The 25,349-nt window shown below is 71.6% G+C and carries 23 protein-coding genes and 1 tRNA gene; 8 read left to right on the top strand and 16 right to left on the bottom strand.

Annotated elements, in window-relative coordinates; translation table 11 throughout:
• Positions 1–27 precede the first annotated feature (27 nt).
• Genes ABTZ59_RS02350 through ABTZ59_RS02340 form a run of 3 tightly spaced genes read right to left on the bottom strand, consistent with a single transcriptional unit; the run spans position 28 to position 3,786 of the window.
• Positions 28–1,683 (bottom strand): hypothetical protein, encoded by a 1,656-nt coding sequence (locus ABTZ59_RS02350; protein ID WP_351388587.1) that lies wholly within the window; start codon positions 1,681–1,683, stop codon positions 28–30.
• Complete coding sequence (locus ABTZ59_RS02345; protein ID WP_351388584.1) at positions 1,674–2,924, bottom strand: hypothetical protein; 1,251 nt, start codon at positions 2,922–2,924, stop codon at positions 1,674–1,676. Before ABTZ59_RS02345 ends, ABTZ59_RS02350 begins: the two co-directional genes overlap by 10 nt.
• Entirely contained in the window at positions 2,830–3,786 is a 957-nt protein-coding gene (locus tag ABTZ59_RS02340) for a phosphatase PAP2 family protein (RefSeq protein WP_351388581.1), read from the bottom strand. Before ABTZ59_RS02340 ends, ABTZ59_RS02345 begins: the two co-directional genes overlap by 95 nt.
• 230 nt (positions 3,787–4,016) lie before the next feature.
• Here ABTZ59_RS02340 and ABTZ59_RS02335 point away from each other — a divergent pair, with 230 nt between their 5' ends.
• Positions 4,017–4,613 (top strand): histidine phosphatase family protein, encoded by a 597-nt coding sequence (locus ABTZ59_RS02335; protein ID WP_351388578.1) that lies wholly within the window; start codon positions 4,017–4,019, stop codon positions 4,611–4,613.
• Positions 4,614–4,762: 149 nt separating this feature from the next.
• On the opposite strand, the gene ABTZ59_RS02330 is transcribed toward ABTZ59_RS02335, so the two are convergent.
• Entirely contained in the window at positions 4,763–6,172 is a 1,410-nt protein-coding gene (locus ABTZ59_RS02330) for an NsdA family TPR-like regulatory protein (RefSeq protein ID WP_351388575.1), read from the bottom strand.
• Between the two features lie 303 nt (positions 6,173–6,475).
• Here ABTZ59_RS02330 and ABTZ59_RS02325 point away from each other — a divergent pair, with 303 nt between their 5' ends.
• Entirely contained in the window at positions 6,476–6,868 is a 393-nt protein-coding gene (locus ABTZ59_RS02325; RefSeq protein WP_249949628.1) for a hypothetical protein, read from the top strand.
• A 66-nt stretch (positions 6,869–6,934) separates the two neighbouring features.
• Positions 6,935–7,792 (top strand): spermidine synthase, encoded by an 858-nt coding sequence (locus ABTZ59_RS02320; protein WP_351388572.1) that lies wholly within the window; start codon positions 6,935–6,937, stop codon positions 7,790–7,792.
• A gap of 164 nt (positions 7,793–7,956) precedes the next feature.
• Here ABTZ59_RS02320 and ABTZ59_RS02315 read toward each other — a convergent pair whose 3' ends face one another.
• Entirely contained in the window at positions 7,957–8,532 is a 576-nt protein-coding gene (locus tag ABTZ59_RS02315) for a hypothetical protein (protein ID WP_351388569.1), read from the bottom strand.
• A gap of 130 nt (positions 8,533–8,662) precedes the next feature.
• Between ABTZ59_RS02315 and ABTZ59_RS02310 the strand changes: the two genes are divergently transcribed.
• Together ABTZ59_RS02310 and ABTZ59_RS02305 are read left to right on the top strand one after the other, a co-directional pair.
• The gene (locus ABTZ59_RS02310) at positions 8,663–9,526 is read left to right on the top strand and encodes a response regulator (protein WP_351388566.1); all 864 of its coding nucleotides are present in this window, start codon (positions 8,663–8,665) and stop codon (positions 9,524–9,526) included.
• Entirely contained in the window at positions 9,523–10,917 is a 1,395-nt protein-coding gene (locus ABTZ59_RS02305; RefSeq protein ID WP_351388562.1) for a sensor histidine kinase, read from the top strand. Before ABTZ59_RS02310 ends, ABTZ59_RS02305 begins: the two co-directional genes overlap by 4 nt.
• Positions 10,918–11,102: 185 nt before the next feature.
• Here ABTZ59_RS02305 and ABTZ59_RS02300 read toward each other — a convergent pair whose 3' ends face one another.
• The 4 genes from ABTZ59_RS02300 to ABTZ59_RS02285 all read right to left on the bottom strand — a co-directional run bounded on the left by ABTZ59_RS02300 (position 11,103) and on the right by ABTZ59_RS02285 (position 16,013).
• On the bottom strand, positions 11,103–12,521 hold the full coding sequence (locus tag ABTZ59_RS02300) for a GH1 family beta-glucosidase (protein WP_351388559.1): 1,419 nt from the start codon (positions 12,519–12,521) through the stop codon (positions 11,103–11,105).
• Positions 12,522–12,701: 180 nt separating this feature from the next.
• Positions 12,702–13,616, bottom strand: a complete 915-nt coding sequence (locus tag ABTZ59_RS02295; protein WP_351388555.1) for a carbohydrate ABC transporter permease — start codon at positions 13,614–13,616, stop codon at positions 12,702–12,704.
• A gap of 39 nt (positions 13,617–13,655) precedes the next feature.
• Positions 13,656–14,675, bottom strand: coding sequence for a carbohydrate ABC transporter permease (locus ABTZ59_RS02290; protein ID WP_351388552.1), 1,020 nt, complete (start codon positions 14,673–14,675; stop codon positions 13,656–13,658).
• 3 nt (positions 14,676–14,678) lie between these two features.
• On the bottom strand, positions 14,679–16,013 hold the full coding sequence (locus tag ABTZ59_RS02285; protein WP_351388547.1) for an ABC transporter substrate-binding protein: 1,335 nt from the start codon (positions 16,011–16,013) through the stop codon (positions 14,679–14,681).
• Between the two features lie 214 nt (positions 16,014–16,227).
• Between ABTZ59_RS02285 and ABTZ59_RS02280 the strand changes: the two genes are divergently transcribed.
• Positions 16,228–17,400 carry a LacI family DNA-binding transcriptional regulator gene (locus tag ABTZ59_RS02280; protein WP_351388541.1) on the top strand — a complete coding sequence of 391 codons (1,173 nt, stop codon included), beginning with the start codon at positions 16,228–16,230 and terminating at the stop codon, positions 17,398–17,400.
• A 344-nt stretch (positions 17,401–17,744) separates the two neighbouring features.
• Here ABTZ59_RS02280 and ABTZ59_RS02275 read toward each other — a convergent pair whose 3' ends face one another.
• From ABTZ59_RS02275 to ABTZ59_RS02245, 7 genes are all read right to left on the bottom strand, one after another.
• A complete protein-coding gene (locus ABTZ59_RS02275) occupies positions 17,745–17,882 on the bottom strand; it encodes a hypothetical protein (RefSeq protein ID WP_351388538.1) in 138 nt (45 codons plus the stop codon).
• Positions 17,879–18,175, bottom strand: a complete 297-nt coding sequence (locus tag ABTZ59_RS02270) for a hypothetical protein (RefSeq protein WP_351388536.1) — start codon at positions 18,173–18,175, stop codon at positions 17,879–17,881. The genes ABTZ59_RS02275 and ABTZ59_RS02270 overlap by 4 nt, the downstream gene beginning before the upstream one ends.
• A 160-nt stretch (positions 18,176–18,335) precedes the next feature.
• Entirely contained in the window at positions 18,336–18,818 is a 483-nt protein-coding gene (locus tag ABTZ59_RS02265) for a hypothetical protein (RefSeq protein WP_351388534.1), read from the bottom strand.
• A 168-nt stretch (positions 18,819–18,986) separates the two neighbouring features.
• Complete coding sequence (locus ABTZ59_RS02260) at positions 18,987–20,198, bottom strand: helix-turn-helix domain-containing protein (protein WP_351388529.1); 1,212 nt, start codon at positions 20,196–20,198, stop codon at positions 18,987–18,989.
• A 429-nt stretch (positions 20,199–20,627) separates the two neighbouring features.
• A tRNA-His gene (locus ABTZ59_RS02255) sits at positions 20,628–20,700 on the bottom strand.
• Between the two features lie 175 nt (positions 20,701–20,875).
• The gene (gene orn, locus ABTZ59_RS02250) at positions 20,876–21,478 is read right to left on the bottom strand and encodes an oligoribonuclease (RefSeq protein ID WP_351388524.1); all 603 of its coding nucleotides are present in this window, start codon (positions 21,476–21,478) and stop codon (positions 20,876–20,878) included.
• A 10-nt stretch (positions 21,479–21,488) separates the two neighbouring features.
• The gene (locus tag ABTZ59_RS02245) at positions 21,489–22,709 is read right to left on the bottom strand and encodes a GlxA family transcriptional regulator (RefSeq protein ID WP_351388522.1); all 1,221 of its coding nucleotides are present in this window, start codon (positions 22,707–22,709) and stop codon (positions 21,489–21,491) included.
• 1,125 nt (positions 22,710–23,834) lie between these two features.
• Here ABTZ59_RS02245 and ABTZ59_RS02240 point away from each other — a divergent pair.
• The gene (locus ABTZ59_RS02240) at positions 23,835–24,356 is read left to right on the top strand and encodes a universal stress protein (RefSeq protein ID WP_351388519.1); all 522 of its coding nucleotides are present in this window, start codon (positions 23,835–23,837) and stop codon (positions 24,354–24,356) included.
• A 253-nt stretch (positions 24,357–24,609) separates the two neighbouring features.
• Positions 24,610–25,188: an acetate uptake transporter gene (locus tag ABTZ59_RS02235; RefSeq protein ID WP_351388515.1), complete on the top strand. Its 579-nt coding sequence runs from the start codon at positions 24,610–24,612 to the stop codon at positions 25,186–25,188.
• Positions 25,189–25,349 lie beyond the last annotated feature (161 nt).

Below are 25,349 nucleotides of genomic sequence, written 5' to 3'. Positions count from 1 at the left end.
TGGCGGGTACCGACGCCGCGGTGTCCGTCACAGGAAGTCCTCCTCGGTGATCGGGTCCGGAGCCTCGGGAAGGCTCGGGGTCAGGGACGCGTCCCGCGCCTCCGGGGGCCCGCCGTGGGTCCACGGCGTCTCCTCCGGGTCCGGCAATCCGGGGCCACCGCGCTGGTCGTGCTCGAAGAGCGTCCAGGCGATCCGGTCGCCCTTCTCCGGCACGGAACCGGGAGCGGGCTCCTTGCCGCGGCCCATCCGGTCGGTCAGCCGCAGCACCAGCACACCGTCGGAGCTGTCGGAGCTGTCGGCCCGGTCGGCGCCGTGGGAGTCGGCGGTGGACGACCGTACGAACTCGGCCGACTGCGGCTTGCCGTCCAGCGAGCGGAACACCTTCGTACCCGCCTCCAGATGCGGCCGGTCCTCGGTGCGGACGGTGACCAGCGGGCGCGGGCTCGGCCGCTTGCTCTCGCTGTACGCCATCACCACCTCCGTCACCTCGCTCAGGAAGGCCTCGCCGGACAGCCTGCGCCCCGCGAACACCAGCGGATCGTCCAGCGCCTCCTGGGCCTCCAGCCGCGCCTGCGCCGTCTCACGCGAGGCGAGCTTCTGCGCCGCCGTCACCGCGTCGTCCCGCCGGGGCTGCGGCGGCTCCCCGGCGCGCACCCGGTCGCGATGGCCGGTGAACGACCAGCGGTCGCGTGTCCAGCGGTCGGTGACGCGCTCCCCCTCCGGCAGCGCGCGCAGCAGGTCGAGGCCGCGCCACACCGCGTCCCAGGTCGGCCGCATGACACCCGCGAGCAGTTCGCGGATCTCCCGCTCCGCCGCCGTCAGCCGGGCCAACTGCTCCTCCGCGCCCGGCCCGTCCTCCGCCGCGGCGAGCGCCTGGCGCGCCCGGTCGTACCCCTCGATGGCGGGCGCCAGCAGTCTGTTGTCGAACGCCGGGTCGGTGGCGGGCCCCGCCGGGGGACAGCGCAGCTGCCCGCCGCGGTCCCGGTCCAGCTCGGCCCGGAGCGCCGCCTCGGCGCCCGAGAGGTCTTCCGGCGGATCGATCCAGGAGAGCAGGGCGCCGAGATGCTGGTCCTCCAGGCTGGACTGCCCGGTCGCCCAGTGGCGGTTCAGCAGATCGGTCGCCGCGAGCAGCAGCGAGGACCCCGGCACCCGGGCGCGCTCGCCGTAGTGCGTCAGCCAGCGACCGAGCAACGGCACACGCGGCGGTGCGGGATACGGGGCGTCCGGATCGTCCTCGGCCGTACGTCGGAACCGCATCGACCGCCCCAGCAGCCGTACGAAATCGATGCCCGGCCGGCTCGGCACGATCAACTGCGGCGCGTCCACGCACAGCTCGACCTCGACCTTGATCCGCTTTCCGGTCTCCGGGTCCGTCTCATTGCGCTCGGCCGGCTCGATCACCTCGGCGTACGCGTCCAGATACGGCAGTACCGCCTCGGCCAGCTCGCCGAGGAACGCGAACCGCAGATCGCGGTCGCGCGGCTGCGCGACGGTCAGCAGCCGGGGCGCGTCCCGGTCCGTCCCGACCAGCGCGCCGAGCGGGGCACCGGCCTCGCCCGCCGTGGTGAGCGGTACGAGCACCAGCGGCTTGTCCGAGATCCTGCGGTGCCGGACGGTGGCCAGCGGCCGGGCCCGTCCGCTCTCCATGGCCTCCAGCCGCGCGAGCGTACTGATCAGCGACATGCGACCGCCTCGTCCGTGGCCACCATGACCGACCCGGCTCCCTCGGCCGCGCCCTGGGCCGCTTCACCGGAGGCCCCGGACGCCGCCGCCAGCGCCTCCGTCCGCAGCGCCGCCGCCCTGCGCAGGGCGATGACCGTCGGGTCCGCCGGGTCGCCCGCCGCGCCGTGCGCCGCCGCCAGCACCGCGCCGACCGTGGTCAGCCCGCCCAACTCGCCCCGCACACCACGGCCCAGCGCCTCCACCGCGCCCTGTGCGCGGGCCCGGTGGCGGCAGTGGAAGGCCAGTTCGCACGCGGACAGGCACTCGGGCGCGTAGGCAGCCGAGACCGATTCGACGGCGGCCGTCAGCTCCTCGCCCGAGCAGTGGTCCAGATCGAAGGTGGTGCCCTCGGGCAGCCCGGCCGCGATGTCCTCGATCCGGGTCAGCCTGGCCAGTTGACGGCGTGTCACCGACAACTGCTTGCGTACGTCCACGACCGACGCGGCCGGCAGGTTGGAGAAATCCTTGGGGCAGACCAGCAGGACGCGGTCGGCCACCTCCGCGCCCGCCGTGTGGAGGGCGACCCGCTCCAGCGCCAGCACGTACACCGCGGCCTGCCGCGCCGCCGCGCCCACCTTCGCCGCGTCCGCCGAACCGTCGATCATCGGGAAGGACTTGATCTCCACGACCGTCCACCGGCCGTCCGGACGCACCACCACCGCGTCCGGCTCCAGATACGCGGGGGAGCCCGCCACCTCAAGGGCCAGCAGCGGATGGTCGAGCAGCGCCCACGCGCGCGCCTCCGTGGCCTCGCGCAGGGCCAGGGCCGTACGGGCCGTACGGCCCTCGGGACCGGCCGCGGACAGATCGGGGACGAGGACGTCGTCGGGGGCCGGCGGGGGTGACTGCCCGCCGAGCCGTTCGGACAGCAGCCGCATCAGCTCCGTACCGCCGTCGGCCTTGACCTTGGCCTCGAAGGCGTTGCCGCGCATGAACGCGAACTGCGACTGGCCGAACGGGGCGGGCGAGCCGAGCGCCGACGCGAGCGCCGCCTTGTCGACTCCGGCGCCGTCCAGCAGGGCGCGCCGTCGGCAGCCGGGGTTGGCGGCGAGGGCGGCCAGCGCACGGGCGTCGAGCGGATGCGGCGCGACGGCGGGGCCGCGCAGCTCAGCGAGCCGTCGCCGGAGTGTCGTCCGCGGAGGTGGTGCCGGGGGTGGTACCGGAGGTGCTGGTGCGGGTCCGCTGCCCAGGGAATCGCTCACCCGCGGAAGTCTCGCATCCGCCGCTGACAATCGGGTCTTTACGGGGTGGGGTCCGCGACGCCGCGGGCTCGGCCGCGCCCCGTACGCGTTCGGCCGAGCCCCGTACGAACTCGGCCGCGCGCAGCGCCGGCCGGGTCAGCAGTGCCCCGACGCCCATCACGGCCGCGCCCGCGACCGCGTCCAGGAAGTAGTGGTTCGCGGTCCCCATCACCACCGCGGTGGTGAACAGCGGATAGCCGGCGCCCGCCCATTTCATCAGCGGGTTACGGCTGTGCCGCCACAGCAGCACCCCGCACCACAGGGCCCAGCCGACATGGAGGCTGGGCATCGCCGCGTACTGGTTGGTCAGCCCGCCGAGACCGCGCGGGGCGCTCGCCTCGTCGCCCCACCATCCGTACGCGCTGTACTGCGCCATGGTGTCGACGAAGCCGTACCCCGCCTCCAGCAGCCGGGGCGGGCAGGTGGGCAGAAGGGTGAAGCCGGCCAGGCCGAGGACGGTGGAGAGCATCAGCCAGGTACGGGCGGCCCGGTAGCGGGCGGGGCGACGGCGGAAGAGCCAGACGAGGACGGCCGGGGTGACGAGGTAGTGCAGCGAGGCGTAGGCGAAGTCGGCGGGTATGCCGAGGGCGGGGGTGCTGGTGAAGAGCCGGTTGAGCGGATGCTCGGCGTTGAGGAGGAGCGCCTTCTCCACTCGGAGGATCGCGAGTCCGTGGTCGACGGCGGTCGACATGTCGCCCCGTGCGAGCAGCCGGCCCAGGGAGTACGCCGCGTAGACCAGGACGAGCAGCGTCAGCTCGGTCCACCAGCGGGGCCGGGCCCGGGGGCGAGGGCTCTGCGGCGGCACGCCGGCTCTGTACGGCATTCGGACGATCTCCATCGTACTTTCATGCGGTTGTCGGCCGACGTTCACCGTACGGTGTATGCGGCTGAGTCCTTCGGCCGGGTGCACCTCCGGAATAATGTTCGACAACATCACTCCCTGACGGAGGGAGGGACGCGGGGATCTTCCGGGAGGTTGCCCCTGGACGTCACTCTCCGTTCAGGTGCGCGATGATGGAACAGCACCACTTGTGAACCTCAGGGAGCACCTTCATGGCACCGCGCATCCTGCTCGCCAGGCACGGTCAGACAGCCTGGTCGCTGTCCGGCCAACACACGGGCAGGACGGACATCCCGCTGCTCGACGAGGGCCGGCGCGGCGCGAAGCTGCTGGGTGAACGTCTCCACCAGGCGCCCTGGTCGGGGCTGCCCGGCGTGGAGATACGCACCAGCCCGCTGGCGCGCGCCGCCGAGACCTGCGCGCTGGCCGGTTTCGGCGACCGGGCCGAGGAGTGGGACGCGCTGATGGAGTTCGACTACGGCGCGTACGAGGGCATGACCCCGGCGCAGATCAAGGCGGACCGTCCCGACTGGTTCATCTGGCGCGACGGGGTCCCGGACGGCGAGACCCTGGAGCAGGTCTCGGCCCGCGCCGACGAGGTCGTCTCCTGGGCGCGCGAGGCGGACCGCGACGTCCTGGTCTTCGGCCACGGGCACATCCTGCGCGCGATCGGCGCGCGCTGGCTGGGCGAGGACATCTCGTTCGCGGCGCGCATCCGGCTCGATCCGACGTCGGTGTCAGTGCTGAGCTGGGCGTACGGCCTGCCGGCGATCCAGATCTGGAACGACACGGCGCATCTCACGCCCTGAGCCCGGACTGCTGACCTCGGCCCGCTGGCCTCGGACTGCTGGCCCGTGCTGCTGGAGGTCGGCCCGTTGACCCCGTGCTGCTGGAGGCCGGACCGCTGGCCCCGGGCCGCTGTTGCCGGGCTCTTGGCTTCCCGGCCCTCGTCCGGCCCTCAGGCCCGGCTGCTCGTCGAGCCATGGCGGTCCAGGAAGGCACCCACCTCCGGCAGCCGCCGCTGCGGCAGCAGAACCCGTGCGGTGGCCGCGAGTCTCGTATGGATACGGGACGACTGGACGACGTCCAGCAGATCGAGCACCTGATGGCCGGCCGCCGCCGCCTCGTCCGGCGCGCCCGCGCGGGCCAGATCCGTGGCCAGCTCCACCCGGTAGAGCGCGAGATTCCGGACGAAGTGCGGATTCTGGAGCGCTGTCGCGCGATGGGCGTGCCGGGCCGCGCGCGACCAGTCGCCCAACGCCGCGTGACACAGCGCCACTTGTGACTCCAGCTCGGGCTCACCGAAGAAGGACATCCACTCGGGGTCGGCGTCCGAGGGGCCGCGGTCGAAGAGGCGATGGGCCCGGGACAGCGACTGCTCGCAGTCCGTACGCTCGCCGAGCTTGGCCCAGCCGGCCGCCTCGCGCAGGGCGAGCAGCGACAGCAGCCGTGGCGAGGCCAGATGCCTGGCGGCACGCCGGCCGGCCTGCGCGGTTCTTACCGCTTCCCGGTACCGGCCCGAATCCTTCGCCAGGAACGAGGTGTTGGCGAAGGCGTGCGCCTCCACCTCCGGATCGTTCGCCATCCGCGCCGTCGCCAGCGCCTCCGCGTAGTGCGAGCGCGCGTCGTCGAAGCGTCCGGAGTCATGGGCGAGCCAGCCCACCGAGATCGACAGCTCACCGGCGCCCGCGTGGAGCCGGTCGGCGGTGGACTGGCGAGCGGGCGTTCCCGAGTCGAGCAGCGCGTACGCGGCGCGCAGCGGCTGGGCGGCCTGCCGGTAGATCCCGTCGGCGCCGTGCCGGTCGTCCAGCAGCCGGATCCGCCGCACGGCCGCCTCGACGGCCATCACCTCGGCGTCGCCGACCAGCCGCGGTGTCCGCCGCGGCGTGGGTACGGCCGCGGCGGCCGTACCGCCGAGACCGAGAGAGGCGGCCACCACCGTGACGGGGCCGCTCGTCATGAACGCGCGACGCAGCACGTCGCTCTCCTCGCTGGTTTCGCCGTTCTCGCCGGTTTCGCCGGTCACGCCTGGACTGCCGGTGCCGTTCCGGCCGTTGACGGCCGCCACCCGGTCCGTGGCGGTGGTCATCGTGGCCCGTGGCGCTCTGCCGCGTACGTGCTCACGCGGCGCGAAGCCGAGGTCCTCCAGGGTCAGCCCGGGGAACATATGCAGAAAGACCCGTTCGTACGCGTAGTTGGGGCAGCGGATCTCGCCCGCCTCCACCCGTCCGATATAACGTGCGTCACAGGCGACTTGTTCACCGATCTCCCGCGCGGCCCTGCGCACGGCGGCCGCGAACTCCCCCGGCGAGCGCCGCGCGCGCAGCCGACGGAAGGCGAGGTTGGGAACTGCCCGAGACGACGCCATGACCGAGCCCTCTCCTGGTACAGCCGTTGGTGCCCGCGGGTCACCCGGAGCGTGCGGTGTGGGGTGGCGCGGGGCCCAACTCCGGTTGTTCCGACGGGCAGAACGTACCGGCTGTGACGATGGTGACACATAGAGTTTGCCTACAAACCGGATTTCTCGCCCATGATCTGCCATGAACTGCCATCTTTTTCGACGGTGCGCCGCCGTAGCCGTTGACGCCGGAACGCGTTGAACGATCGGGAGACGCTCAACGTGGAGGTCGGTATGGACACCAGTGGTGGCTCGCGGACGACTGCCCGGCGCATGCCCGGCCAGGAGTGCGGCGGGCGTTCCCGGGACGATGCCGGGGAGCCCTGTGACCTGGTGACGGTGCCGGCCCGGCAGGGCCTCGAAGCGGTGGACATCCTGCGCCGCGGGGGCGCCACCCCCAAGGTGGGGCCGGTGTTCCACGACGGCCCGTGCGACATCCTCGGCTTTCTGGTCCCGCCGGGTACGGCCGCGGGCTGGGACATGCCGGGCAGCGCCTGTACACAGACGAACGGCCGAGGTCTCCGCCTCCCCGCAGAACCCCCGGTCATCGGCTCGGACTGGCTGCTCCACCCCGACACGACGGGCCCGGTCACGGATCCGGCGCTGCTGAGGGAGGCGCTGGGCGAGGCGGCGCGGCTCCTTGAGGCCGCCGACCGATGTAGATAGCCCGCCGGACATCCGCTCCCCGGGGTGCGCGCGCCCCGGAGGCGAACCGAGCCTCAAAATAGAGCCGTGGCAAAGAACAAGCGCCGGGCGCCCCGTGCGGCCCTGGCCGAGGATGTCGACGGCGGTCGCGCCGAGCTGGTTCCCGACCGGGAGCGGGCGCGGGCCTGGTCGTTGCTGATCGACGGGGCCCCGCAGTCCCATGTCGACCTCGACGACCCCACGCGTCTGTCCTTCGCGTATCAGCGCAGGCTCGGCCATGTCGTGGATCTCGTGGCGCCCGCCGGCCGACCGCTGTATGTCGTGCACCTCGGTGGCGGGGCCTTCACCCTCGCCCGCTACATCGCGGCCACGCGCCCCCGCTCCACCCAGCAGATCGTCGAAGTGGACGGTCCTCTCGTCCACTTCGTACGCGAGCACCTTCCGCTGGACCCGAACGCCCGCATCCGCGTCCGTACCGCCGACGCGCGGGCCGGGCTCGCGAAAGTGCCGGACGGCTGGGCGGATCTGGTGATCGCCGATGTGTTCGACGGCGCCCGTACGCCCGCGCATCTGACCAGCGTCGAGTTCCTGAGCGATGTACGCCGCGTCCTGAAGGCGGACGGCCATTACGCGGCCAATCTCGCGGACGGTCCGCCGCTGGCGCATCTGCGCGGCCAGATCGCCACCGCCGCCACCGTCTTCGGGCGGCTCGCGCTCGCCGCCGATCCGGCGGTGTTCCGGGGCCGCCGCTTCGGCAACGCCGTACTGCTCGCCTCCGACCGTGAACCGCCCGTCGCCGAGCTGACCCGGCGGGTCGCGAGCGATCCGCATCCGGGCCGGGTGGAGCACGGCCGGGCGCTGACCGACTTCACCGGCGGCGCGGCCGTGGTGACCGATGCGAGCGCCAAGGCGTCGCCGCCACCCCCGTCCGACGCGTTCAGTTGATACGAGCTCTCGCCCTGTGCCGCACCCTTCCGGCTTGATCCCGGCCCCGCGCCCGGCCCCCCGGCCCCTCGTCCAAGGGCGCGCCTACGGCTGGACCGGCGGCGAGGACACCCCGCGAGCCTTCGGGCCCGGGGTGATCGCGCACCGGAGGCCGGAGAACAGGCTCAGCGGTCGTCGAACTGGACCATCGGAGGGTGGCCGTTCCAGGTGCAGAACACCGACACCTCCCGGCCGTCCCGGGTGAACGTGACCCGGATCCAGGTCGGTTGGGCCCACACCTGCATCTGCCAGCCGTTGTCGGGCGTGGCCGAGACCAGTTCGGCCGAGGCGCCGTGGATGTCGAAGACGACCCGGCCGCCGTCGACCGTATAGCTCTTCACCTCACCTGAGGAGCCGGACGGTTCGGTCTCCGCGCCCGCGGCCGGGCCCCTGTCCGCGTCCGCGTTCCCGTTCCCGGCCGTGTCCTTCGTCTGCTCGGCCGGTGGACGCGACGAGGGCCGACCGCTGTGGCTCGGTGCCGCCGTCGGCGAGGAGGGTGGCCGCGCGGACGGGCTCGGGGGACGCCAGGTGGACGAGGCCCGGGGGCTCGCGCCCGTGGCGCTGTCCACGGGCAGCGGGAGCGCGCGTGGCGGGTCGTACGCCGTGCCCGCCATGACCGAGTGAACGCCCCACCACGACAGCGTGACCGCCGCGCCCGTGGCGAGCGACCACGCCAGGGTGTGCACGAGTCCCCTACGCATCCGGGCCATACTGCACCACCCCTGCCACGACTGCCACGGCTGTCCCGTGAGCGCGGGGAACGGACATTGGTCACGGCCGGCCCACGGGAGCGGCCCTCCCGCACGGCCCGGATGGCGTACGGTGCCGCCCATGCCCAGTGTGCTCGTGGTCGAGGACGACCAGTTCGTACGCTCCGCCCTCATCAGGCACTTGACCGAGGCCTCCCACACCGTGCGGAGCGTCGGCACGGCTCTGGAGGCGCTGCGCGAGGTGGCCCATTTCCGGTTCGACGTGGTCATTCTCGACCTCGGTCTGCCCGATCTGGACGGCGCGGAGGCGCTGAAGATGCTGCGGGGCATCACCGACGTACCAGTGATCATCGCCACCGCGCGGGACGACGAGGCGGAGATCGTACGGCTGCTCAACGACGGCGCCGACGACTACCTCACCAAGCCGTTCTCGGTGGAGCATCTGGCGGCCAGGATGGCGGCGGTACTGCGCCGTTCGCGCGCCGGCGCCGGTGAGGTCACGCCGCCGCGCGTCATCCGGGTCGGCGGGCTCTCGATCGATCCGCTGCGCCGCCAGGCCGAGTTGGACGAGGCACGGCTGGATCTGACCCGGCGGGAGTTCGACCTGCTGACCTTCCTCGCCGGGCGCCCCGGGGTGGTCGTGTCACGCAAGGAACTGCTCGCGGAGGTGTGGCAGCAGTCGTACGGCGACGACCAGACCATCGACGTCCATCTCTCGTGGCTGCGAAGGAAACTCGGTGAGACGGCGGCCAGGCCGCGCTATCTGCACACGCTGCGGGGCGTCGGAGTGAAGCTGGAGCCGCCCGTGCCGCCCGTCCCCGAGGCGTCCGTGTCCGAGGCGTCCGTGTCCGAGCCACCCGTACGGGAGCAACCCCTTCCCGAGGCGCCCGTGCCGGGCACGCCGGTACCGGGCACGCCAGTAACGGGGGCGTCGGTTCCGGGGGCGTCGGCGGCCGGAGCGCCCGTCCCCGAGCCGCCCCTATGAGATGGGCCCTGGTGAAGGTGGCCGTGGCCGTGACGGTCATGGTCGTCGTGGCCTTCGCCGTCCCGCTCGGACTGGTCATCAAGGAGATGGCCAGGGACCGCGCGTTCTCCAACGCCGAGCGGCAGGCCGCCGCCATCGCGCCCACCCTCTCCATCACCACCGACCGCGAGCAGCTTGAGCGGGCCATCGCCTCCACCAACGCCGGTGCAGAGGGGCGGATGGCCGTGCATGTCCCGGCCGCCCCTGGGCCGGGAGCCGGCCGGCTGGACATCGGGCGCGGCCGGGCCGCCGAGAAGGATCTGGCGACCGTCCAGCGGATCCCCCGCGCGGCCATGGCCGAGGTCGTCGGCGGGTCGGTACTGCTCCAGCCGACCGCCCTCGGCTCCGGCCAGATCGCGATCGTCGAGATCTACGTTCCGCAGAACGAGGTCTCCAAGGGCGTCACCACCGCCTGGCTGGTGCTCGCGGGCGTGGGGCTCGCGCTCATCGTCGGGTCCGTCGCCGTCGCCGACCGGCTCGGCGTGCGGATGGTCGAACCCGCCCAGCGGCTCGCGGGCGCCGCGCACGCGCTGGGCGAGGGAAAACTCGGCGCGCGCGTCCCGGAGGAGGGCCCCGCGGAGCTGCGGTCCGCCGCGATCGCCTTCAACTCCATGGCCGACCAGGTCGTCGGTCTCCTCGCCAACGAGCGGGAACTCGCGGCGGATCTCTCCCACCGGCTGCGCACCCCGCTCACCGTACTGCGCCTCAACGCCGCGTCCCTGGGCGAGGGACCGGCCGCCGACCAGACCAGGGCCGCCGTCGCGCAACTGGAGCGCGAGGTCGACACGATCATCCGTACCGCCCGTGAGGCCAAACCGCAGACGGGGGCGGCGGGCCCGGCCGGCGGGTGCGATGTCTCGGAAGTCGTCAGGGAACGGATGGACTTCTGGTCGGCGCTGGCGGAGGACGAGGGGCGCCCGGCGCGGGTCGCGGGCATCGGCCGCCCCGTACGCATCCCGGTCGTCCGCGCCGAACTGGCCGCCGCCCTCGACGCGTTGCTCGGCAATGTCTTCCGCCACACGCCGGAAGGCACGGCCTTCTCCGTCGATGTGCACAACGGGGAGGACGCCGTGATCGTCCTCGTCTCGGACGCGGGCCCCGGAATCGCCGACCCGCGGGCCGCCCTCGCCCGGGGCAACAGCGGCGGCCGGGAGGGCTCGACCGGGCTCGGCCTGGACATCGTGCGCAGGGTCGCCGAGTCGACCGGGGGCGACGTACGGATCGGACGCTCGGTGCTCGGCGGTACCGAGGTACGGATCTGGATCGGCCTCGACGGATGGCGCGGCGCGGACGGGCCGCGCCGGGGCCACCGGCTGAGACGTCGCGGACGCCGCGCGAGTCCGGACCCTTAACGGCTTCCGATGCGCCCCTTAAGCGCGCCCTAAGACCAGCGGCTCCTGCCCTGAATGGGTCCTTCGTCCGGAGCGGGGCGGCTAGCCTATCGGCATCAGCACCCGCACGAGCACCCGCACCGCGCGCTCCGGCCGGTATCCAACCCCCCACCCCGGCCGGGGCGCGCCCCCCCGCTCAACCGGCGTCAGCCGATGGGCACCTCCGGCAGCACCCCCGTACCGGCCAGCCGGGCATACCACCGCGCGCTCGATTTCGGCGTACGGCGCTGCGTCTCGTAGTCCACATGGACCGCGCCGAAGCGCTTGCCGTAGCCGTACGACCACTCGAAGTTGTCCATCAGCGACCAGAGGAAATAGCCGCGCACATCGGCCCCGTCGGCGATCGCGCGCTGTACCGCCGACAGATGACCGTGCAGATAGCGGATCCGGTCCGGGTCGTGGACCGCGCCGTCGGCGTCCGGCTTGTCGGCGTATGCCGCGCCGTTCTCGGTGATCATCAGGGGCAGCCCGGGCGCCTCGCGCGTATAGCGCAGCAGCAGGTCGTACAGTCCGCTCGGATCCACCGACCAGCCCATCTCGGTCAGTTCACCGGGCGGCTGGTGGAAGACGACGGATTCCGCGCCGGGCCAGGGCGAGTACTCGCTCGCGCCATGGCCGTCCTGACGGTTCCGCCCGGCGGCGTCCTGGCCGCTCTCGGCGGAGACCACCGAGGGCTGGTAGTAGTTGATGCCCAGCGAGTCCAGCGGCTGCCGGCACACGGCCTCGTCGCCGGCCTGGACGAATGCCCAGTCGGTCAGTCGCGCGGTGTCCGCGAGGAGATCCTCGGGGTACGCGCCGGTCAGCATCGGGCCGGTGAAGACCCGGTTCGCCAGGGCGTCGATACGGCGGCGCGCGTCCCGGTCCTCGGGCGACCCCGTACGGGCCCGGACCGCCGCCGGATTGAGGCTGACCGAGACCTGGCCGCTCGCCGGGAGTACGGAGCGCAGCGCCTGGGCCGCGAGCCCGTGACCCAGGTTGAGATGGTGCGCCGCGCGCAGGGCGGCCACCGGGTCCGTACGTCCGGGGGCGTGCACACCGGATCCGTAGCCCAGAAAGGCGCTGCACCAGGGCTCGTTGAGGGTCGTCCAGCGTGTCACCCGGTCGCCGAGCGCCTCGGCGACGCTTCGCGCGTACTCCGCGAAGCGATACGCCGTCTCGCGCTCGGGCCAGCCGCCCGCCGCCTCCAACTCCTGCGGCAGGTCCCAGTGGTAGAGCGTCAGGACGGGCTCGATGCCACGGGCGAGCAGATCGTCGACCAGACCGCGGTAGAAGTCGAGACCGCGCTGTATGGCCGGGCCGCGGCCGGTGGGCTGGACGCGCGGCCAGGAGACCGAGAAGCGGTACGCGTTCACGCCGAGGTCCGCCATCATCCGGACGTCCTCGGCCCTGCGGTGGAAGTGGTCGACGGCGATGTCACCGGTCTCCCCCCGAGCGACCTTGCCGGGGGTATGGCTGAAGGTGTCCCAGATGGAGGGCGTACGGCCGTTCTCCTGGGCCGCGCCCTCGATCTGGTACGCGGCGGTGGCGGTGCCCCACAGGAACCCGGGCGGAAAGGTGTCGGACATGATGCGGCTCCCGTTGACCGGAGGGATGAGGGAAAGGAGTAAGGAAAGATGAGGAACAGGGGTACGGGCCCACGAGGACCCGCCGTACGGGCACGTCCCCACGAGGCCGACCGTACGGATACCGGCCCCATGAGGCCGGCCGTACGGGCACCGGCCCCATGAGGCCGGCCGCACGGGCCGTCACCCCTTGACCGCGCCCTGCATGATGCCGCCGACGATATGTCTGCCGAAGATCACGAAGGCGATCAGCAGCGGCAGGGTGCCCAGCAGCGCGCCGGCCATGATCACCGACTGATCGGGGATATAGCCGCGGCCGAGCCCGGTCAGCGCCACCTGCACGGTGGGGCTGCCGTTCTGGGTCAGCGCGATGATGGGCCAGAAGAAGTCGTTCCAGGCCATCACGAAGGTCAGCATCCCGAGCACGGCCATCGCGGGCCGCGCGGCCGGGAAGACCACATGCCACACCACCCGCCAGCTGCTCGCGCCGTCCACCCGGGCCGCCTCGATCAGCTCGGTGGGCAGCGCCCCGGTCAGATACTGCCGCATGAAGAACACCCCGAACGCGCTGACCAGGGTGGGCAGGATGACGGACTGGAGCTGATCGGTCCAGGACAGCTCGGCGATCAGCATGTACAGCGGTACGACACTGAGCTGCGGCGGCACCATCATCGTGGCTATCACCAGCAGCAGAAGCAGATTCTTCAACCGGAAGCGCAGCTTGGCGAAGGCGAAACCGGCGAGCGTGGAGAAGAGCACCGTGCCCGCCGCGATCGCCCCGGCGACGATCGTCGTATTGAGCAGTGCCGTGCCCATGTTGGCGTCGGTCCAGGCGATTTCGAGGTTCTTGAAGAGGTTTCCGCCGAACCAGAAGGGCGGTGGGGTCTGGGCGAGCCGGGTGTTGTTGCGGGAGGCCGCGATCGCCGTCCACACCAGGGGGAAGAGCGAGCCGGCGGTGAAGAGGATCAGTACGGCGTGGGTGATCCGCCCGCCGTGGAGGTGCCGCCCCGCGCCCTTCCTGTTTCCGCCGCGGGTGGTGTTGCCAGTCGTATCACCGGTCGTATCACCGGTCGAGCGACGGGTTGTGCCGCTCGTCATGTCGCCGGTCCCTGAAGTCGTCGTCGCCATCTCTCTCTCCTACGCGCTCTTGCGGAGACGGCGGGCGATGATCCAGTTCACCGCGCCGATGACCAGCAGGATCAGGAACATCGTCCAGGCGATCGCCGAGGCCCGGCCGAGATGCAGATTCACCCAGCCCTGCTCGTACAGATACAGCCCGAGCGTCTGGAACTGGTGATCCGCCCCGCCCGTCGCGCCCGCGCCGCCGTTGAACAGCAGCGGCTCGCCGAAGAGCTGGGTCGCGCCGATCGTCGAGACCACGCAGGTGAACAGGATCGTCGGCCGTAGCGAAGGGACGGTCACATGGAGGAACTGCTGCCACCGCGACGCCCCGTCCAGCGCCGCCGACTCGTACAGATCGTCCGGGATGGCCTGCATCGCCGCCAGGTAGATCAGCGCGTTGTAGCCGGTCCAGCGCCAGATGACGATCGTGGACACCGCGAGCTGGGAGGTCCAGTTGCCGTTCTGCCAGTCGACCGGATCGATACCGATCAGCCCCAGCACCCAGTTGATCATTCCGTAGTCACGACCGAAGAGAAGGACGAAGACAAGCGTCGCGGCCGCCACCGAAGTGGCGTACGGAGTGAGCACCGCGACCCGGAAGAACATCGAGCCGCGCAGCCGGTAGTTGAGCAGATGCGCGATCCCCAGCGCGATCAGCAGCTGTGGAACGGTCGAGAGCACCCCGATGGTCAGGGTGTTCTTCAGCGCGTTCCAGAAGAAGTCGTCGCTCAGCAGCCGGGAGAAGTTCCTCAGCCCCACCCACTCCATGTCGGTGGGCGCGGTCAGTTCCACCCGGTGGAGCGAGGCCCAGCCGGTGTAGAGGAGCGGGAAGAGGCCGAAGGCCAGGAAGAAGACGAAGAACGGGGCGATGAAGGCGTACGGGCTCCACCGCACGTCGCGGCGGTACCAGCGGCTGCGCCGCTCCCGGCGCCGGTCGTCCCGTTCCCCGTCCCCTCGCTGTTCCCGCCACCCGGAGACGGGCGCCGTGTCCCCGACACCTGTCTCCGGGACGGCGGGGGCGTCACTGCTTGCCATCGGTCACTGGTCCAGTGCGTTGTCGATCGCCTTGACGGCCGCGTCCCAGCCGTCCTTGGAGGAGGTGCCCTTCTGGTCGACCTGGAGCATGCCGACATCGGCCAGGTTCTGGGCGATGATCAGGTCCTTCGGACCGACGATCTGGACCGGTACGCCCTGGGCGGCGGCGGAGAAGATCTCTCCGATGGGGGCGTTGTCGAAGTACTCGTGCTTGGCGCCGGACACGGTGGGCAGCGCGTACGCCGCCTGGGAGCTGGGGAAGCTGCCGCGCTTCGCGAAGAGCGTGGCCTGCTGTTCGGGCGCGGTCAGCCAGGCGACGAGTTCGGCCGCCTCCTTCTTGTGCTTGCCCGCCTCGGGCACCACCAGGAAGGAGCCGCCCCAGTTGCTGGGCTTCGGTGCGGCGGCCACGTCCCACTTGCCCTTGCCCGCGGCGCCGGACTTGTCCTGGATATAGCCGAGCATCCAGGCCGGGCAGGAGACCGTGGCGAAGCCGGCGTTCGCGTACCCCTGGTCCCAGGCCGGGGTGAACTGCTGCAGTTTGGCGGTCAGTCCCGCCCCGGCGAACTCCGCGGCGATGTCCCACGCGTTCCGTACGGACGGGCTGGTCTTGTAGACGACCTTGCCGTCCTTGTCGTAGAAGCGGTTCGCCTCGCTGCCGGTGATGGCGGCCATGACGCCGCTCGCCGAGTCCACGAAGGCCGTCCCCTTGGGCGCCTTGGCCTTGAACTTCTTTCCGGCATCCAGATATTTGCGCCAGTCGCCCGCCCAGAGCGCGCCGACCGACGCGCGGTCCGTGGGGAGCCCGGCCGCGGCGAAGAGGTCCTTGCGGTAACAGATGCCCTGGGGGCCGATGTCGGTGCCGAGCCCTATGGTGCGGCCGTCCTTGTTGGTGGCCTGCGACCACTTCCACGGCAGGAAGCTGTCCTGCCGTACGCCACCGGTCTTTCCGAGGTCCACGAGCTTGTCCGCCTGGGTGGCGGTGATCTCGGCGATGTTGTTGACCTCGACGGCCTGGATGTCGGCGAGTCCGCTGCCGCTGCCGAGGTGGGTGAGCAACTGCGGGTAGTAGTTCTCGTTGCGCTCGATGGACGTCTGCTTGATGACGATGTCGGGGTGGAGCTTCATGTACTGGTCGTAGAGCCCGGCCTCCTTCAGGCCGAAGGCCCCGAAGACCCCCACCGTGAGCGTGGTCTTCCCCTCGCCGCCGTCTCCGCCGCCGCCCGTGGCGCTGCCGGAAGGGCCTTCGCTGTCCTGGGCGCAACCGGCCAGGACTCCGGCGGTGAGCGCGGCGACGGCGGCGAGGACCGCCATCCGGGACGAGCGAGTACGTGTACGCATGACGTCCTCCTAGTGCACCGACATGCCCGGTTCCTCCGGCACTCGTGGCCGGCCGGGCGTGGTCGGGCAGCGTGCGGGGCATGAATGGGTCGGGTACGGTGGGAGCGCTCCCATGTGTGATGTGTTGAAGCGTCGCGGGTCCCTGTAGGGGGTGTCAAGGGACCGGGCTGGACTCGGGTCGGATTCCACGGGACGGATTCATGGGGAGGCGGAGATGACAGCTCGGACGGCCCGGGGGGCGGATGAGGCCCGTACGGCCGCTACGGCCGCTACAGCCGGTACGGCCCTGCCGACGCGGCGGGGCGGCGGAAAGCCGCCCACGCTCGAAGAAGTGGCGGCGCGCGCGGGGGTCGGGCGCGGCACGGTCTCCCGGGTGATCAACGGCTCGCCGCGGGTGAGCGACCGGACCAGAGCCGCGGTGGAGGCGGCGATCGCCGAGCTGGGGTACGTACCGAACCGCGCGGCCCGCGCGCTCGCCGCGAACCGCGCCGACGCCATCGCCCTGGTGGTGCCCGAGCCGGAGGCGCGGTTCTTCGCCGAGCCCTATTTCTCGGACATCGTCAGCGGTGTGGGCGAGGCGCTCGCCGAGACCGGGATGCAACTGCTGCTCACCTTCGCGGGCGGCGCGCGCGAGCGCCGCAGGCTGGCGCAGTACCTGGCCGCGCACCGGGTCGACGGGGTGCTGCTCGTCTCTGTCCGCGCGGACGATCCGCTGCCGGACCTGCTGGCCGGGACAGGCATCCCGACGGTCATCAGCGGACGCCGCTCGGCGGCCGAGTCGCTGCCCTCGGTCGACTCCGACAATGCCGGGGGCGCCCGTACGGCGGTGACGCATCTGCTCTCCAGGGGCCGCCGTACGATCGCGACGATCACCGGCCGGCTGGAGGTCTACGGCGCGGCCTGCCGCCTCGACGGCTACCGCCGGGCCCTCGCGGAGGCCGGCCACGCGCCGGACGAATCGCTGATCGCGGTGGCCGACTTCACGGAGGAGGGCGGTCGTCGCGCGATGCGCGAGCTGCTGGCGCGCAGCCCGGACCTGGACGCGGTCTTCGCGGCCTCCGACGTCATGGCGGCCGGTGCCCGCCAAACCCTCCGCGCGGCGGGCCGGCGCATACCGGAGGACGTGGCGCTGGTCGGCTTCGACGACTCGGCGATAGCACGCCACATGGACCCGCCTCTGACGAGCGTCCGGCAGCCCATCGAGGAGATGGGCCGGGCGATGGCGCGGGTGGTCCTGTCGGAGATCGCGCGACGGTCACCGGCGGCCGCGGGGACGGCGTCCGACCCGACGGGGCCGGGCGGGACGGAGGCCGGGGAGACGGAGCCGGGCGGAGGCCCGCGGCAACTGGTGCTGCCGACGGAACTGGTGGTACGGGGGTCGTCCTGAGGCGCCGAGGGCAAAAAACAGTCCCCGGTAGTGCTGCGCGTGTCCTGAAGCTCCAGTCGTCACTGTCGCCTCGGTATCGCGCCGGCTTGCCGGGGGCCTGAAACCACATCCTGTCCCAGTCACTCCGCCGACCAGACGTCCTCACCGGCTTTGTGGCTGTTTCGGGGTTATGGCTCTACTCCTCAGCTTCCGCCATATGTGGGGGGAGTCAAGAGGATTTGAGTAAATTTTTCAGTATCCAGCGCGCGCGGGCGTCGCGGCCGCCGGCGCGACGGCCCGGACGGGGGCGACAGGCCGCGCCGTACGGCCGTGAGCGCCCCGGCCTCCGGGCCTCCGGGCGGGACTCACGTGCTCAGCACTCGGTCCGGGGGCGGCCCCCAGGTGTCGCCTGTCGCGGCGCAGCCGACGATGCCGACGGCGAGGACGGCCAGAAGGACGGCCAGGACGGCGGCGTACAGCAGTTGCTGGGTCCGCTCGCTCACTGTGCGCCTTCCCTCTGGCAGTCGCAGGGGCACGGCTCGGGCTCCGCCAGGGTGATTCCGGTGACGAGGGCGCGCGCGACGCTGCGGCCGAGGCAGCGGTGCGGAGAGCTGAGGCCGAAGAGGCGCGCGGCGAGGCAGGGCCCACACGGTGCGAGGGCGCCTGCTTCCGTGAGGAGGTCGTCCTCCGTGATGGGCGGGCCGTTCCACAGCAGGGTGATGCCGTGTTCCTCGCAGCGGGCGCCGTCGTCGTCTTCGACCGGGAAGTCATGGTCGCCGCCGGGGCACTTCGTCATGACGGGGGCTCCCGGTGGCAGTGGCAGGCGCAGCGGAGGGTTTCGACCGGCGGCTGTGTGGGCGTCTGCCAGGGCAGGCGTGTCTCTCCGGGGCCGGGGCACTCCTCGTGCTCGCCGAGGCGGCAGGCGGGGGTGGTGTACGCGCGGGTCCTGGTGGCGTTCACGTGGCGGTGCCTTCGAGGCGGGCCCGGCCGGCCCGGAGCAGTTCGGCCACGGCCTCGGCGGCGCACAGCTTCCCGGGCCGCTTCACGGGGACGGCCCAGTAGGGGGTGACGGGTGTCGGCTCCGTGCGGTCCGGTCGTGGGATCCCGAGCCAGCCGCCCGGGCCACGGACCACAGCCTCCGCACCTCGCCACGTCCCGCAGGTCCCCGCCGGTACGAGTGCGTAATACCAGTGGCGCGGGTGGCAGATCACGGGGCCGTCGAGCGCTTCGGCCAGGACGGCGGCCACGACGTCCGGGGCGCTGCTGTCGGCCGCCGCGTGGACCAGCGGCAACGGCATCTTCACGGCGTCGTACGGGTTGCCGGTGCGCAGCATCGCCGGGCGGCCGTCCTGCCACACCTCGCGGACGACAGCTGGATGGGGGCTGGACGACGTCAGCCATCGGGAAATCGCGCTCTCGATGGCGGAAGGTGTGGGCATGGTCGGCTCCTGGGCTGCATGCGGTGCGGCGCCGGCCGACCCTGGCGGGGGCTGGACGGCGTCGCCTCATGCGGATCACGCTATGAATTCGCGCGATCACAGCCCAGTGGCAGAATGTCCTACTTGGCAGCCCATGATTGCCCGGGTAGGACGTGTTGTCCTACCCGTTCAGAGAGTCGGGTCCACTCCAAGGCGGGCGGCCAGGGATCGTAGAGCGGTGTTGCGCCTGCGCTCGGCCTCCAGCATCTCGCGAACAGTAGTGGCGGCCAGCGTCTGGAATCGGATCCACTCGGGCTGGTCGCTCTCCACCTCAAGCAGCTTTTCCAACGCACCGTCGTGATCGCCCGTTTGATAGCGCGCCTGCGCAACATCCACGCGGTGGGCGGCGGAGTGAACAGGCCGGGCAATCTCGTCCACGTCGACACCACGGGAGAGCCGGAGGGCGTCGGCGGGTTCGGGCTCCTGCCCGGCGAGAGCGATGTTGACCTGCTGCGTTCGGACGTCGACTACCGAGAACGCTGATCCGTAGGCCCGGACCGGACCTGACCGGGTGGCCGCGGTCTCGGCCGCGTTCAGAAGCTCCACCGCGGCGTCACGATTGTCCCGCCGTGCCGCTGGAGTGGCGGCGGCGACCAACAGGTTGCCGTATACCGCGAGGTGCGCCGGGGTAGCCCGGCGGAACGACGGCGGTTCAAGGGCGTCGGCCTTTCGCTCGGCTACGTCCTGTGCCTCCTCCCACCGCCCCTGCCTCAGCAGGATCCACGAGAGCGTCGAGATCCCCATTCCTTCCATGAGCGCGTCAGAGGCGCGCTGAGCGGCGGCGAGTTGCTTCTCGACAGCAGCGAACGCCCAGTCCGGATGCCCTGCTTGTGCCGCGAGGGACGCGGCCAGTTGGTAGGAGAGGGCGAGTTGCTGCCACACACGCTCGGTGTCAGCCTCGCGGGCGACCGCGCGGCCGTCGCGAAGGAGGAGCGGCAGCATGCTGGACAGTTCGGAGTAGTCGCCTGCCCAATAGAGGTTGGTGGCCGCTTTCACAGAGGCCGTCCAGGTGTCCGCGTCGGGCGGCTCTTCAAGATTGCCGTCGGAGAGGACGCCGGGAAGCGCGGCGATATCCTGGATGGCGTCCCGCAGAGCGATCAGGCCGCCGTCTGCGGTGAGTTCTTGGGTCACGGTGGGCTGTCCTACTAGGCGCTCAAGCTGGACGTCCAGGGCGCGTGCGAGGGCTCGCAGGGTGTTGATGCGGGCGGATTGCCGGACGTTCTGCTCAAGCTTTCGGATGGTGTCCACGTGGACGCCGGCACGTTCGGCGAGTTGCTCTTGGGTGACGTCGCGGAACTCGCGCAGGCTGCGGATGCGGTCGCCAATAGAGGTGGTGTTCATGTGACCCCCGCCAGAAGGTTTGTGGATCCACGGTACTGCTGGTCCGCGTCGAGAGCGTTGGAGACCGGTGCGCCGGTGTGGAGATAGCGGCTTGCTCCTGCGAGACGATCGGGCCAGACGCACCGGCCGGTGTCCGGGCGCTGCCCTACGAACGGAGGGCGTGGGCATGCGCTGTGGCGGGCGATGCCTTGGACGCAGGGAGAGCGCGGGAAAGCACCGAGGCCGCGCTGCGCCAAGCGGGCAGCGCCGGTGGGCCCCGGCCAACGCTCCCGCCGGCTCGTGCGGACCCGTCCCCGCCCACGCGGGGACCGCCACGCGGGGACCAGCGGGGGCCGCCACGCGAGGACCATGGGGGAAGGCCATGTTCCCAGGGCTGGGAAACGATCAAGGCCCGATCCGCTTTCCGCGGGTCGGGCCTTGATCGACAAGGGTGAGTAACGGGACTTGAACCCGCGACATCCTGGACCACAACCAGGTGCTCTACCAGCTGAGCTATACCCACCAAGGGCCGGTCTTCGTTCCCTACCGGCCGAGAAAAAGTGTACAGGGTCCGCGAGGGTGCTCGCGCCCGGATTCCGGGGCCGGGTCCCGCTCCGGGCCGACGAGGGCGGGGCCACGGGGCGGGGGCGGCGCACGGGGCGGGGCAGGGGCCCGGGTGCGGCGCTGCTCCGGGGTGGTCAGTCCCCGGGGAGCACGTGCTTCGCGGCGATCTGCTTGGCCGTGTCCGAGTCCGGGCCCGGCTGGGGTACGAAGACCGCCTCGCGGTAGTAGCGCAGCTCCGCGATGGACTCGCGGATGTCGGCCAGCGCGCGGTGGTTGCCGCTCTTCTCCGGGCTGTTGAAGTAGGCCCGCGGGTACCAGCGGCGGGCCAGCTCCTTGATCGAGGAGACATCGACGATGCGGTAGTGGAGGTGGCCCTCCAGCGTCGGCATGTCGCGGAGCAGGAAGCCCCGGTCGGTGCCGACCGTGTTTCCGCACAGCGGGGCCTTGCCGGGCTCCTTCACATGCTCGCGTACGTACGCGAGGACCTGCTCCTCGGCGGCGGCGAGCGTGGTGCCGCCCGCCAGCTCGTCGAGGAGTCCCGAGGCGGTGTGCATCTGCCGCACCACCTCGGGCATGGTCTCCAGCGCCGCGTCCGGCGGGCGGATGACGATGTCCACCCCTTCGCCGAGCACGTTCAGCTCCGAGTCGGTGACCAGCGCGGCCACCTCGATGAGTGCGTCGTCCGTCAGCGAGAGCCCGGTCATCTCGCAGTCGATCCACACCATTCGATCGTTCATGCGCCTTACCCTACGGGGCGCTCCGCTGGCCGGGCAGACTCGGACGGGCCGGACCTGTCGCGTACATGTCGGATCCGGTCTTTCCGTGCTCCGCCACCGACGCCGACGCCGCCGCCTGGCCGGGCGTGCTGGCGGCTGCCGCCGCCCGCCTGGAGTGCGGGGACGCCTGGGCGGGGACGACCGACTCCATGACCCCGTGGGGCATGGCATCGCCCTGCGGCCTGCGGGCCCGGTAGGCGGACCGGTAGGCCGCGGGGGACGAGCCCAGCTGGCGCCGGAAGTGGCCGCGCAGCGCCACCGGGGAGCGGAAGCCGCAGCGGCCCGCGACCTCGTCGACCGAGTAGTCGGAGGTCTCCAGCAGCCGCTGTGCCTGGAGCACCCGCTGGGTGATCAGCCACTGTAGTGGCGCGCTCCCGGTGAGCGAGCGGAACCGCCGGTCGAACGTACGGCGGCTCATGTACGCGCGGGCCGCGAGCGTCTCCACGTCGAACTGCTCGTGCAGATGCTCCAGCGCCCAGGCCACGACCTCGGCGAGCGGGTCGGAGCCGATCTCCTCTGGTAAAGACCTGTCCAGATAGCGCTCCTGGCCGCCGCTGCGCCGTGGTGGTACGACCAGTCTGCGGGCGAGCGCGCCCGCCGCCTCCGCGCCGTGATCCGTCCGGACTATGTGCAGACACAGATCGATTCCGGCCGCTGTCCCCGCGGAGGTGAGCACATCGCCGTCATCGACGAACAGCTCTCTCGGATCCACATGGACGGACGGATAACGCTTGGCGAGCGTCGGCGCGTACATCCAGTGCGTGGTGGCCGGCCGGCCGTCCAGCAGACCGGCCGCGGCGAGCACGAACGCGCCGGTGCACAGACCGACGATCCGCGCGCCCTCTTCGTGGGCACGGCGCAACGCGTCCAGTGCCTCCGGCGGTGGCGGTGATGTGATCGACCGCCAGGCCGGTACCACCACCGTGCCGGCCCTGCTGATCGCCTCCAGGCCGTACGGCGCGGTGAGTTCGAGGCCGCCGGTGGTGCGCAGCGGCCCGTCCTCCCCGCCGCAGACGAGCAGGCGATAGCGGGGAACCCCGGCGTCCTGGCGGTCGATTCCGAACACGGAGAGCGGGATGGAGCTCTCGAAGATGGGGCCGCCGCTGAAGAGCAGCACGGCGACCACTTCCCGGCGACGTCTGCCGGAAAGTTTGCGTGCTGACTCCGATACGGCAGTGGAGTCCTGGCTCATGGTGCTAAGCCCCCCTCGGTGTTCGCGTCTCCCCGTTCTTGTCGGGCCTCTCGCTCCTGCACGATTCCCCTCGGTTTTGCACGGGTCCCCAGCCTTCGATACTCATGATCGAATCTACTGTGTCCCGTGGTGCCGGCGTGACAAGTTCTCCAACCGGCGCTATGTCGACAAGGCAACTTGGCGCGAAGCATTCGATCACGAAGCGTTCCACTCGGAAGCCGAGAGTGGAAGTGGGCCTCGCATGCATGGCCCGTCCCCGTAGGGTGCCAAGGACCGGTGTGGTCCTTTCTTCCCTGGTGGCAAGGGGGTTGGCAGGCCATTTCACCAAGGGTCCCACTCAAGCGCGAAGTTGGCTGAAAAGCGATGGGTGCGTCGGTGTGACACGCTCAGTCTCCCGGCGCACACCGTCCGCGTACGCGCGAGCCCCGGCGCGCCCCTTGGGGGCTCCGGGAGTGACGGCTTCCGGACGTTGCGTACGTTACGTACATCCTGGCCTCCTTCGCACGCCGCCGGGCGGCGGCGCGTTCGGACCGGCGCGGCGGCAGCCGGCGGAACGCGGTCATCGCGGCGAGGCCGGCCGTGGCCGCCGCCATGGCGCCGAAGACCGCGCTGTCACGACCGCGAGGGCCACCGGGACCAGCGGACAGCCGAACGCCGCCGAGCCGACCGCTCCGTCCGCCGGCTCCGCGGCGGGCCGTGCGGCGAGCGCGACGGGGGTCGGCGGACGCCCATGCGGCCCCGCGCGATGCGCCCCATGATGCGCCCCGGGGTGCGCTCCGTGGCGCGCGGGCACCGCGGCGACAGCCGGGGCCCGTGCGCCGGGTGGTGCGGGCACGGGAGCTCCCCGGGACCGGGGACATGGCCGATGGCCAACGAGGAGCGGAGCCGTCCGGTCCCTCCGGGGCGACGCGGGAACGGCTGTAGCGACCATCCGGCATTGCCATCCGGGGCGCCCTCGTGCATGCTCCCTGGAACGCCGCGTGTGGGGCGCCGGACTCTGGGCATGAGAGGAGTGCCGCCGTACCCTTCGGGGTATGGGCTTGGGAAGATGATTCCCGGACACAGCTCCCCCTGTCACGCCACTTGTTGATCCTTCTCAAGAGGACTTCCTTCGCCGAGACACTCATGGCCGGTCACGAAATCCCAGAACCCGTAGACCGCGAGCAGGTAGCCGACCCCCTGTCGGGCCCGCGAGCGGCGGAACAGACGCGCTCTTCCTGCGATCCCGCCTTCCGCCACGGAGTCGTTGTCGGCTTCGACGGCTCGACATCGAGTGAGCGGGCCCTCGCCTACGCCATCGGCATGGCCAGACGGCTGGGCTCGGGTCTGATCATCGTCCATGTCGCCAACCGGCTGCCCACCACGGTCTGGGCGGGCTGCGAGCCCCCTGTCTTCGTGGATGTGCCCGATCACCGCACGGAAGTGCTCGGGCTCGAACTGGCCTGCGCGGACTACCTCGCCGAGGTGCCGTGGATCCTGGTCGAGCGCGGCGGTGACATCTGCCATGAACTCGAAGAGGTCGGCCAGGAGTACTCCGCCGACGCGATCGTCGTCGGATCCACCCACGGCATCGTCGGGCGGATCTTCGGCTCGGTGGCGGGGCGGCTGGCGCGGCGCGCGCAGCGGCCCGTCGTGGTGATTCCCTGACTCCTCGCGCCACGGATCTCCGTGTGTCGCCCGGCACGGTCTTCGCCGTGCCGCCGTCTCCACTCGCGGACCCTCGGTTCCGCAACCCTCCTTGTGCGTCAAGCCCGTTGACGTCAACCGAATGCTGACGCTTTGTCAACTGCCCTGCCCGCAGTGTGAATCTACTCACAGGTAGAGGTGGATTGCGTCCTTGTGAAGGGTACATATCGGCCGCTGGGACACAGCACCACGCACATCGTGAAGGGAGCCCGCCGTGGACAACGCCGTCTCCGCGGGAAGTACTACTTCGACCTGGGTCCTGGGCCATCTCGCCCTGGGCCTCACCCTGCTCGCCTTCGGAATCGGCCACACCGGCGTCGTCGGGGGAGTGACGGCGGTCGCCGCCGTCACGCTCGCGCTCTACGTCGGAGGCATCGCCCTCTTCCTCGCCGGACTGCTCGAATTCCGCGCGGGTGACTCATTCACCGGTACGGCCTTCGCGGGCCTTGGCGCCTTCTGGTTCACCTGGGGGATGGGAGTCGGCCACCAGACCTCCGCCGACGCCGCGGGCCTCTTCCTCGTCCTCTGGGCGCTCCTGGCCTTCAGCCTGGCCGTCGGCGGCGCGGGCGCGGGGCCGCTGGTGCAGAGCGCGTACGGACTGTTCTGCGTCGGGCTGCTGCTGCTCGCCGTGGGCCAGTTCGCCGACAGTGCGGGTCTCACCAAGGTCGGCGGCTGGTTCGCCGTCGTGGCGGGCCTCGCCTCCTGGTACGCGGCGACGGCCGCGCTCGCCAAGTGGCCGACCGCCCTGCCGCGCCGTCGAGCTGCCGGCCGGGGAGTGACGGCCACCGGCTGAGGCAGCCGCGGGCCGGCGCCCAGGGCAAGCGCCGGCCCCTTCGGGGAGCGCCCCCAGCGCGATGGGTGGCACGCGCTGGGGGCGCTCTCGCCGTACGGGCCCGCTCCCGCCGGAGGGACCCGCTCTCGCCGTACGGGCCCCCGCGCGTTCGTGAGCGGGGG

The organism is Streptomyces sp. NPDC094034, from assembly GCF_040303865.1.
Taxonomy (GTDB): domain Bacteria; phylum Actinomycetota; class Actinomycetes; order Streptomycetales; family Streptomycetaceae; genus Streptomyces.
The sequence above is the reverse complement of the archived record's forward strand: the minus strand, read 5'-3'. Positions and strand labels throughout refer to the sequence as shown.

Bases quoted from the DNA above. Each gene is read 5' to 3' on its own strand.
- ABTZ59_RS02350 (WP_351388587.1), bottom strand. From the start codon at position 1,683: ATGTCGCTGATCAGTACGCTCGCGCGGCTGGAGGCCATGGAGAGCGGA.
- ABTZ59_RS02340 (WP_351388581.1), bottom strand. From the start codon at position 3,786: ATGCCGTACAGAGCCGGCGTGCCGCCGCAGAGCCCTCGCCCCCGGGCC.
- ABTZ59_RS02335 (WP_351388578.1), top strand. From the start codon at position 4,017: ATGGCACCGCGCATCCTGCTCGCCAGGCACGGTCAGACAGCCTGGTCG.
- ABTZ59_RS02330 (WP_351388575.1), bottom strand. From the start codon at position 6,172: ATGGCGTCGTCTCGGGCAGTTCCCAACCTCGCCTTCCGTCGGCTGCGC.
- ABTZ59_RS02325 (WP_249949628.1), top strand. From the start codon at position 6,476: ATGCCCGGCCAGGAGTGCGGCGGGCGTTCCCGGGACGATGCCGGGGAG.
- ABTZ59_RS02315 (WP_351388569.1), bottom strand. From the start codon at position 8,532: ATGCGTAGGGGACTCGTGCACACCCTGGCGTGGTCGCTCGCCACGGGC.
- ABTZ59_RS02310 (WP_351388566.1), top strand. From the start codon at position 8,663: ATGCCCAGTGTGCTCGTGGTCGAGGACGACCAGTTCGTACGCTCCGCC.
- ABTZ59_RS02305 (WP_351388562.1), top strand. From the start codon at position 9,523: ATGAGATGGGCCCTGGTGAAGGTGGCCGTGGCCGTGACGGTCATGGTC.
- ABTZ59_RS02300 (WP_351388559.1), bottom strand. From the start codon at position 12,521: ATGTCCGACACCTTTCCGCCCGGGTTCCTGTGGGGCACCGCCACCGCC.
- ABTZ59_RS02295 (WP_351388555.1), bottom strand. From the start codon at position 13,616: ATGACGAGCGGCACAACCCGTCGCTCGACCGGTGATACGACCGGTGAT.
- ABTZ59_RS02290 (WP_351388552.1), bottom strand. From the start codon at position 14,675: ATGGCAAGCAGTGACGCCCCCGCCGTCCCGGAGACAGGTGTCGGGGAC.
- ABTZ59_RS02285 (WP_351388547.1), bottom strand. From the start codon at position 16,013: ATGCGTACACGTACTCGCTCGTCCCGGATGGCGGTCCTCGCCGCCGTC.
- ABTZ59_RS02280 (WP_351388541.1), top strand. From the start codon at position 16,228: ATGACAGCTCGGACGGCCCGGGGGGCGGATGAGGCCCGTACGGCCGCT.
- ABTZ59_RS02270 (WP_351388536.1), bottom strand. From the start codon at position 18,175: ATGACGAAGTGCCCCGGCGGCGACCATGACTTCCCGGTCGAAGACGAC.
- ABTZ59_RS02265 (WP_351388534.1), bottom strand. From the start codon at position 18,818: ATGCCCACACCTTCCGCCATCGAGAGCGCGATTTCCCGATGGCTGACG.
- ABTZ59_RS02260 (WP_351388529.1), bottom strand. From the start codon at position 20,198: ATGAACACCACCTCTATTGGCGACCGCATCCGCAGCCTGCGCGAGTTC.
- orn (WP_351388524.1), bottom strand. From the start codon at position 21,478: ATGAACGATCGAATGGTGTGGATCGACTGCGAGATGACCGGGCTCTCG.
- ABTZ59_RS02245 (WP_351388522.1), bottom strand. From the start codon at position 22,709: ATGAGCCAGGACTCCACTGCCGTATCGGAGTCAGCACGCAAACTTTCC.
- ABTZ59_RS02240 (WP_351388519.1), top strand. From the start codon at position 23,835: ATGGCCGGTCACGAAATCCCAGAACCCGTAGACCGCGAGCAGGTAGCC.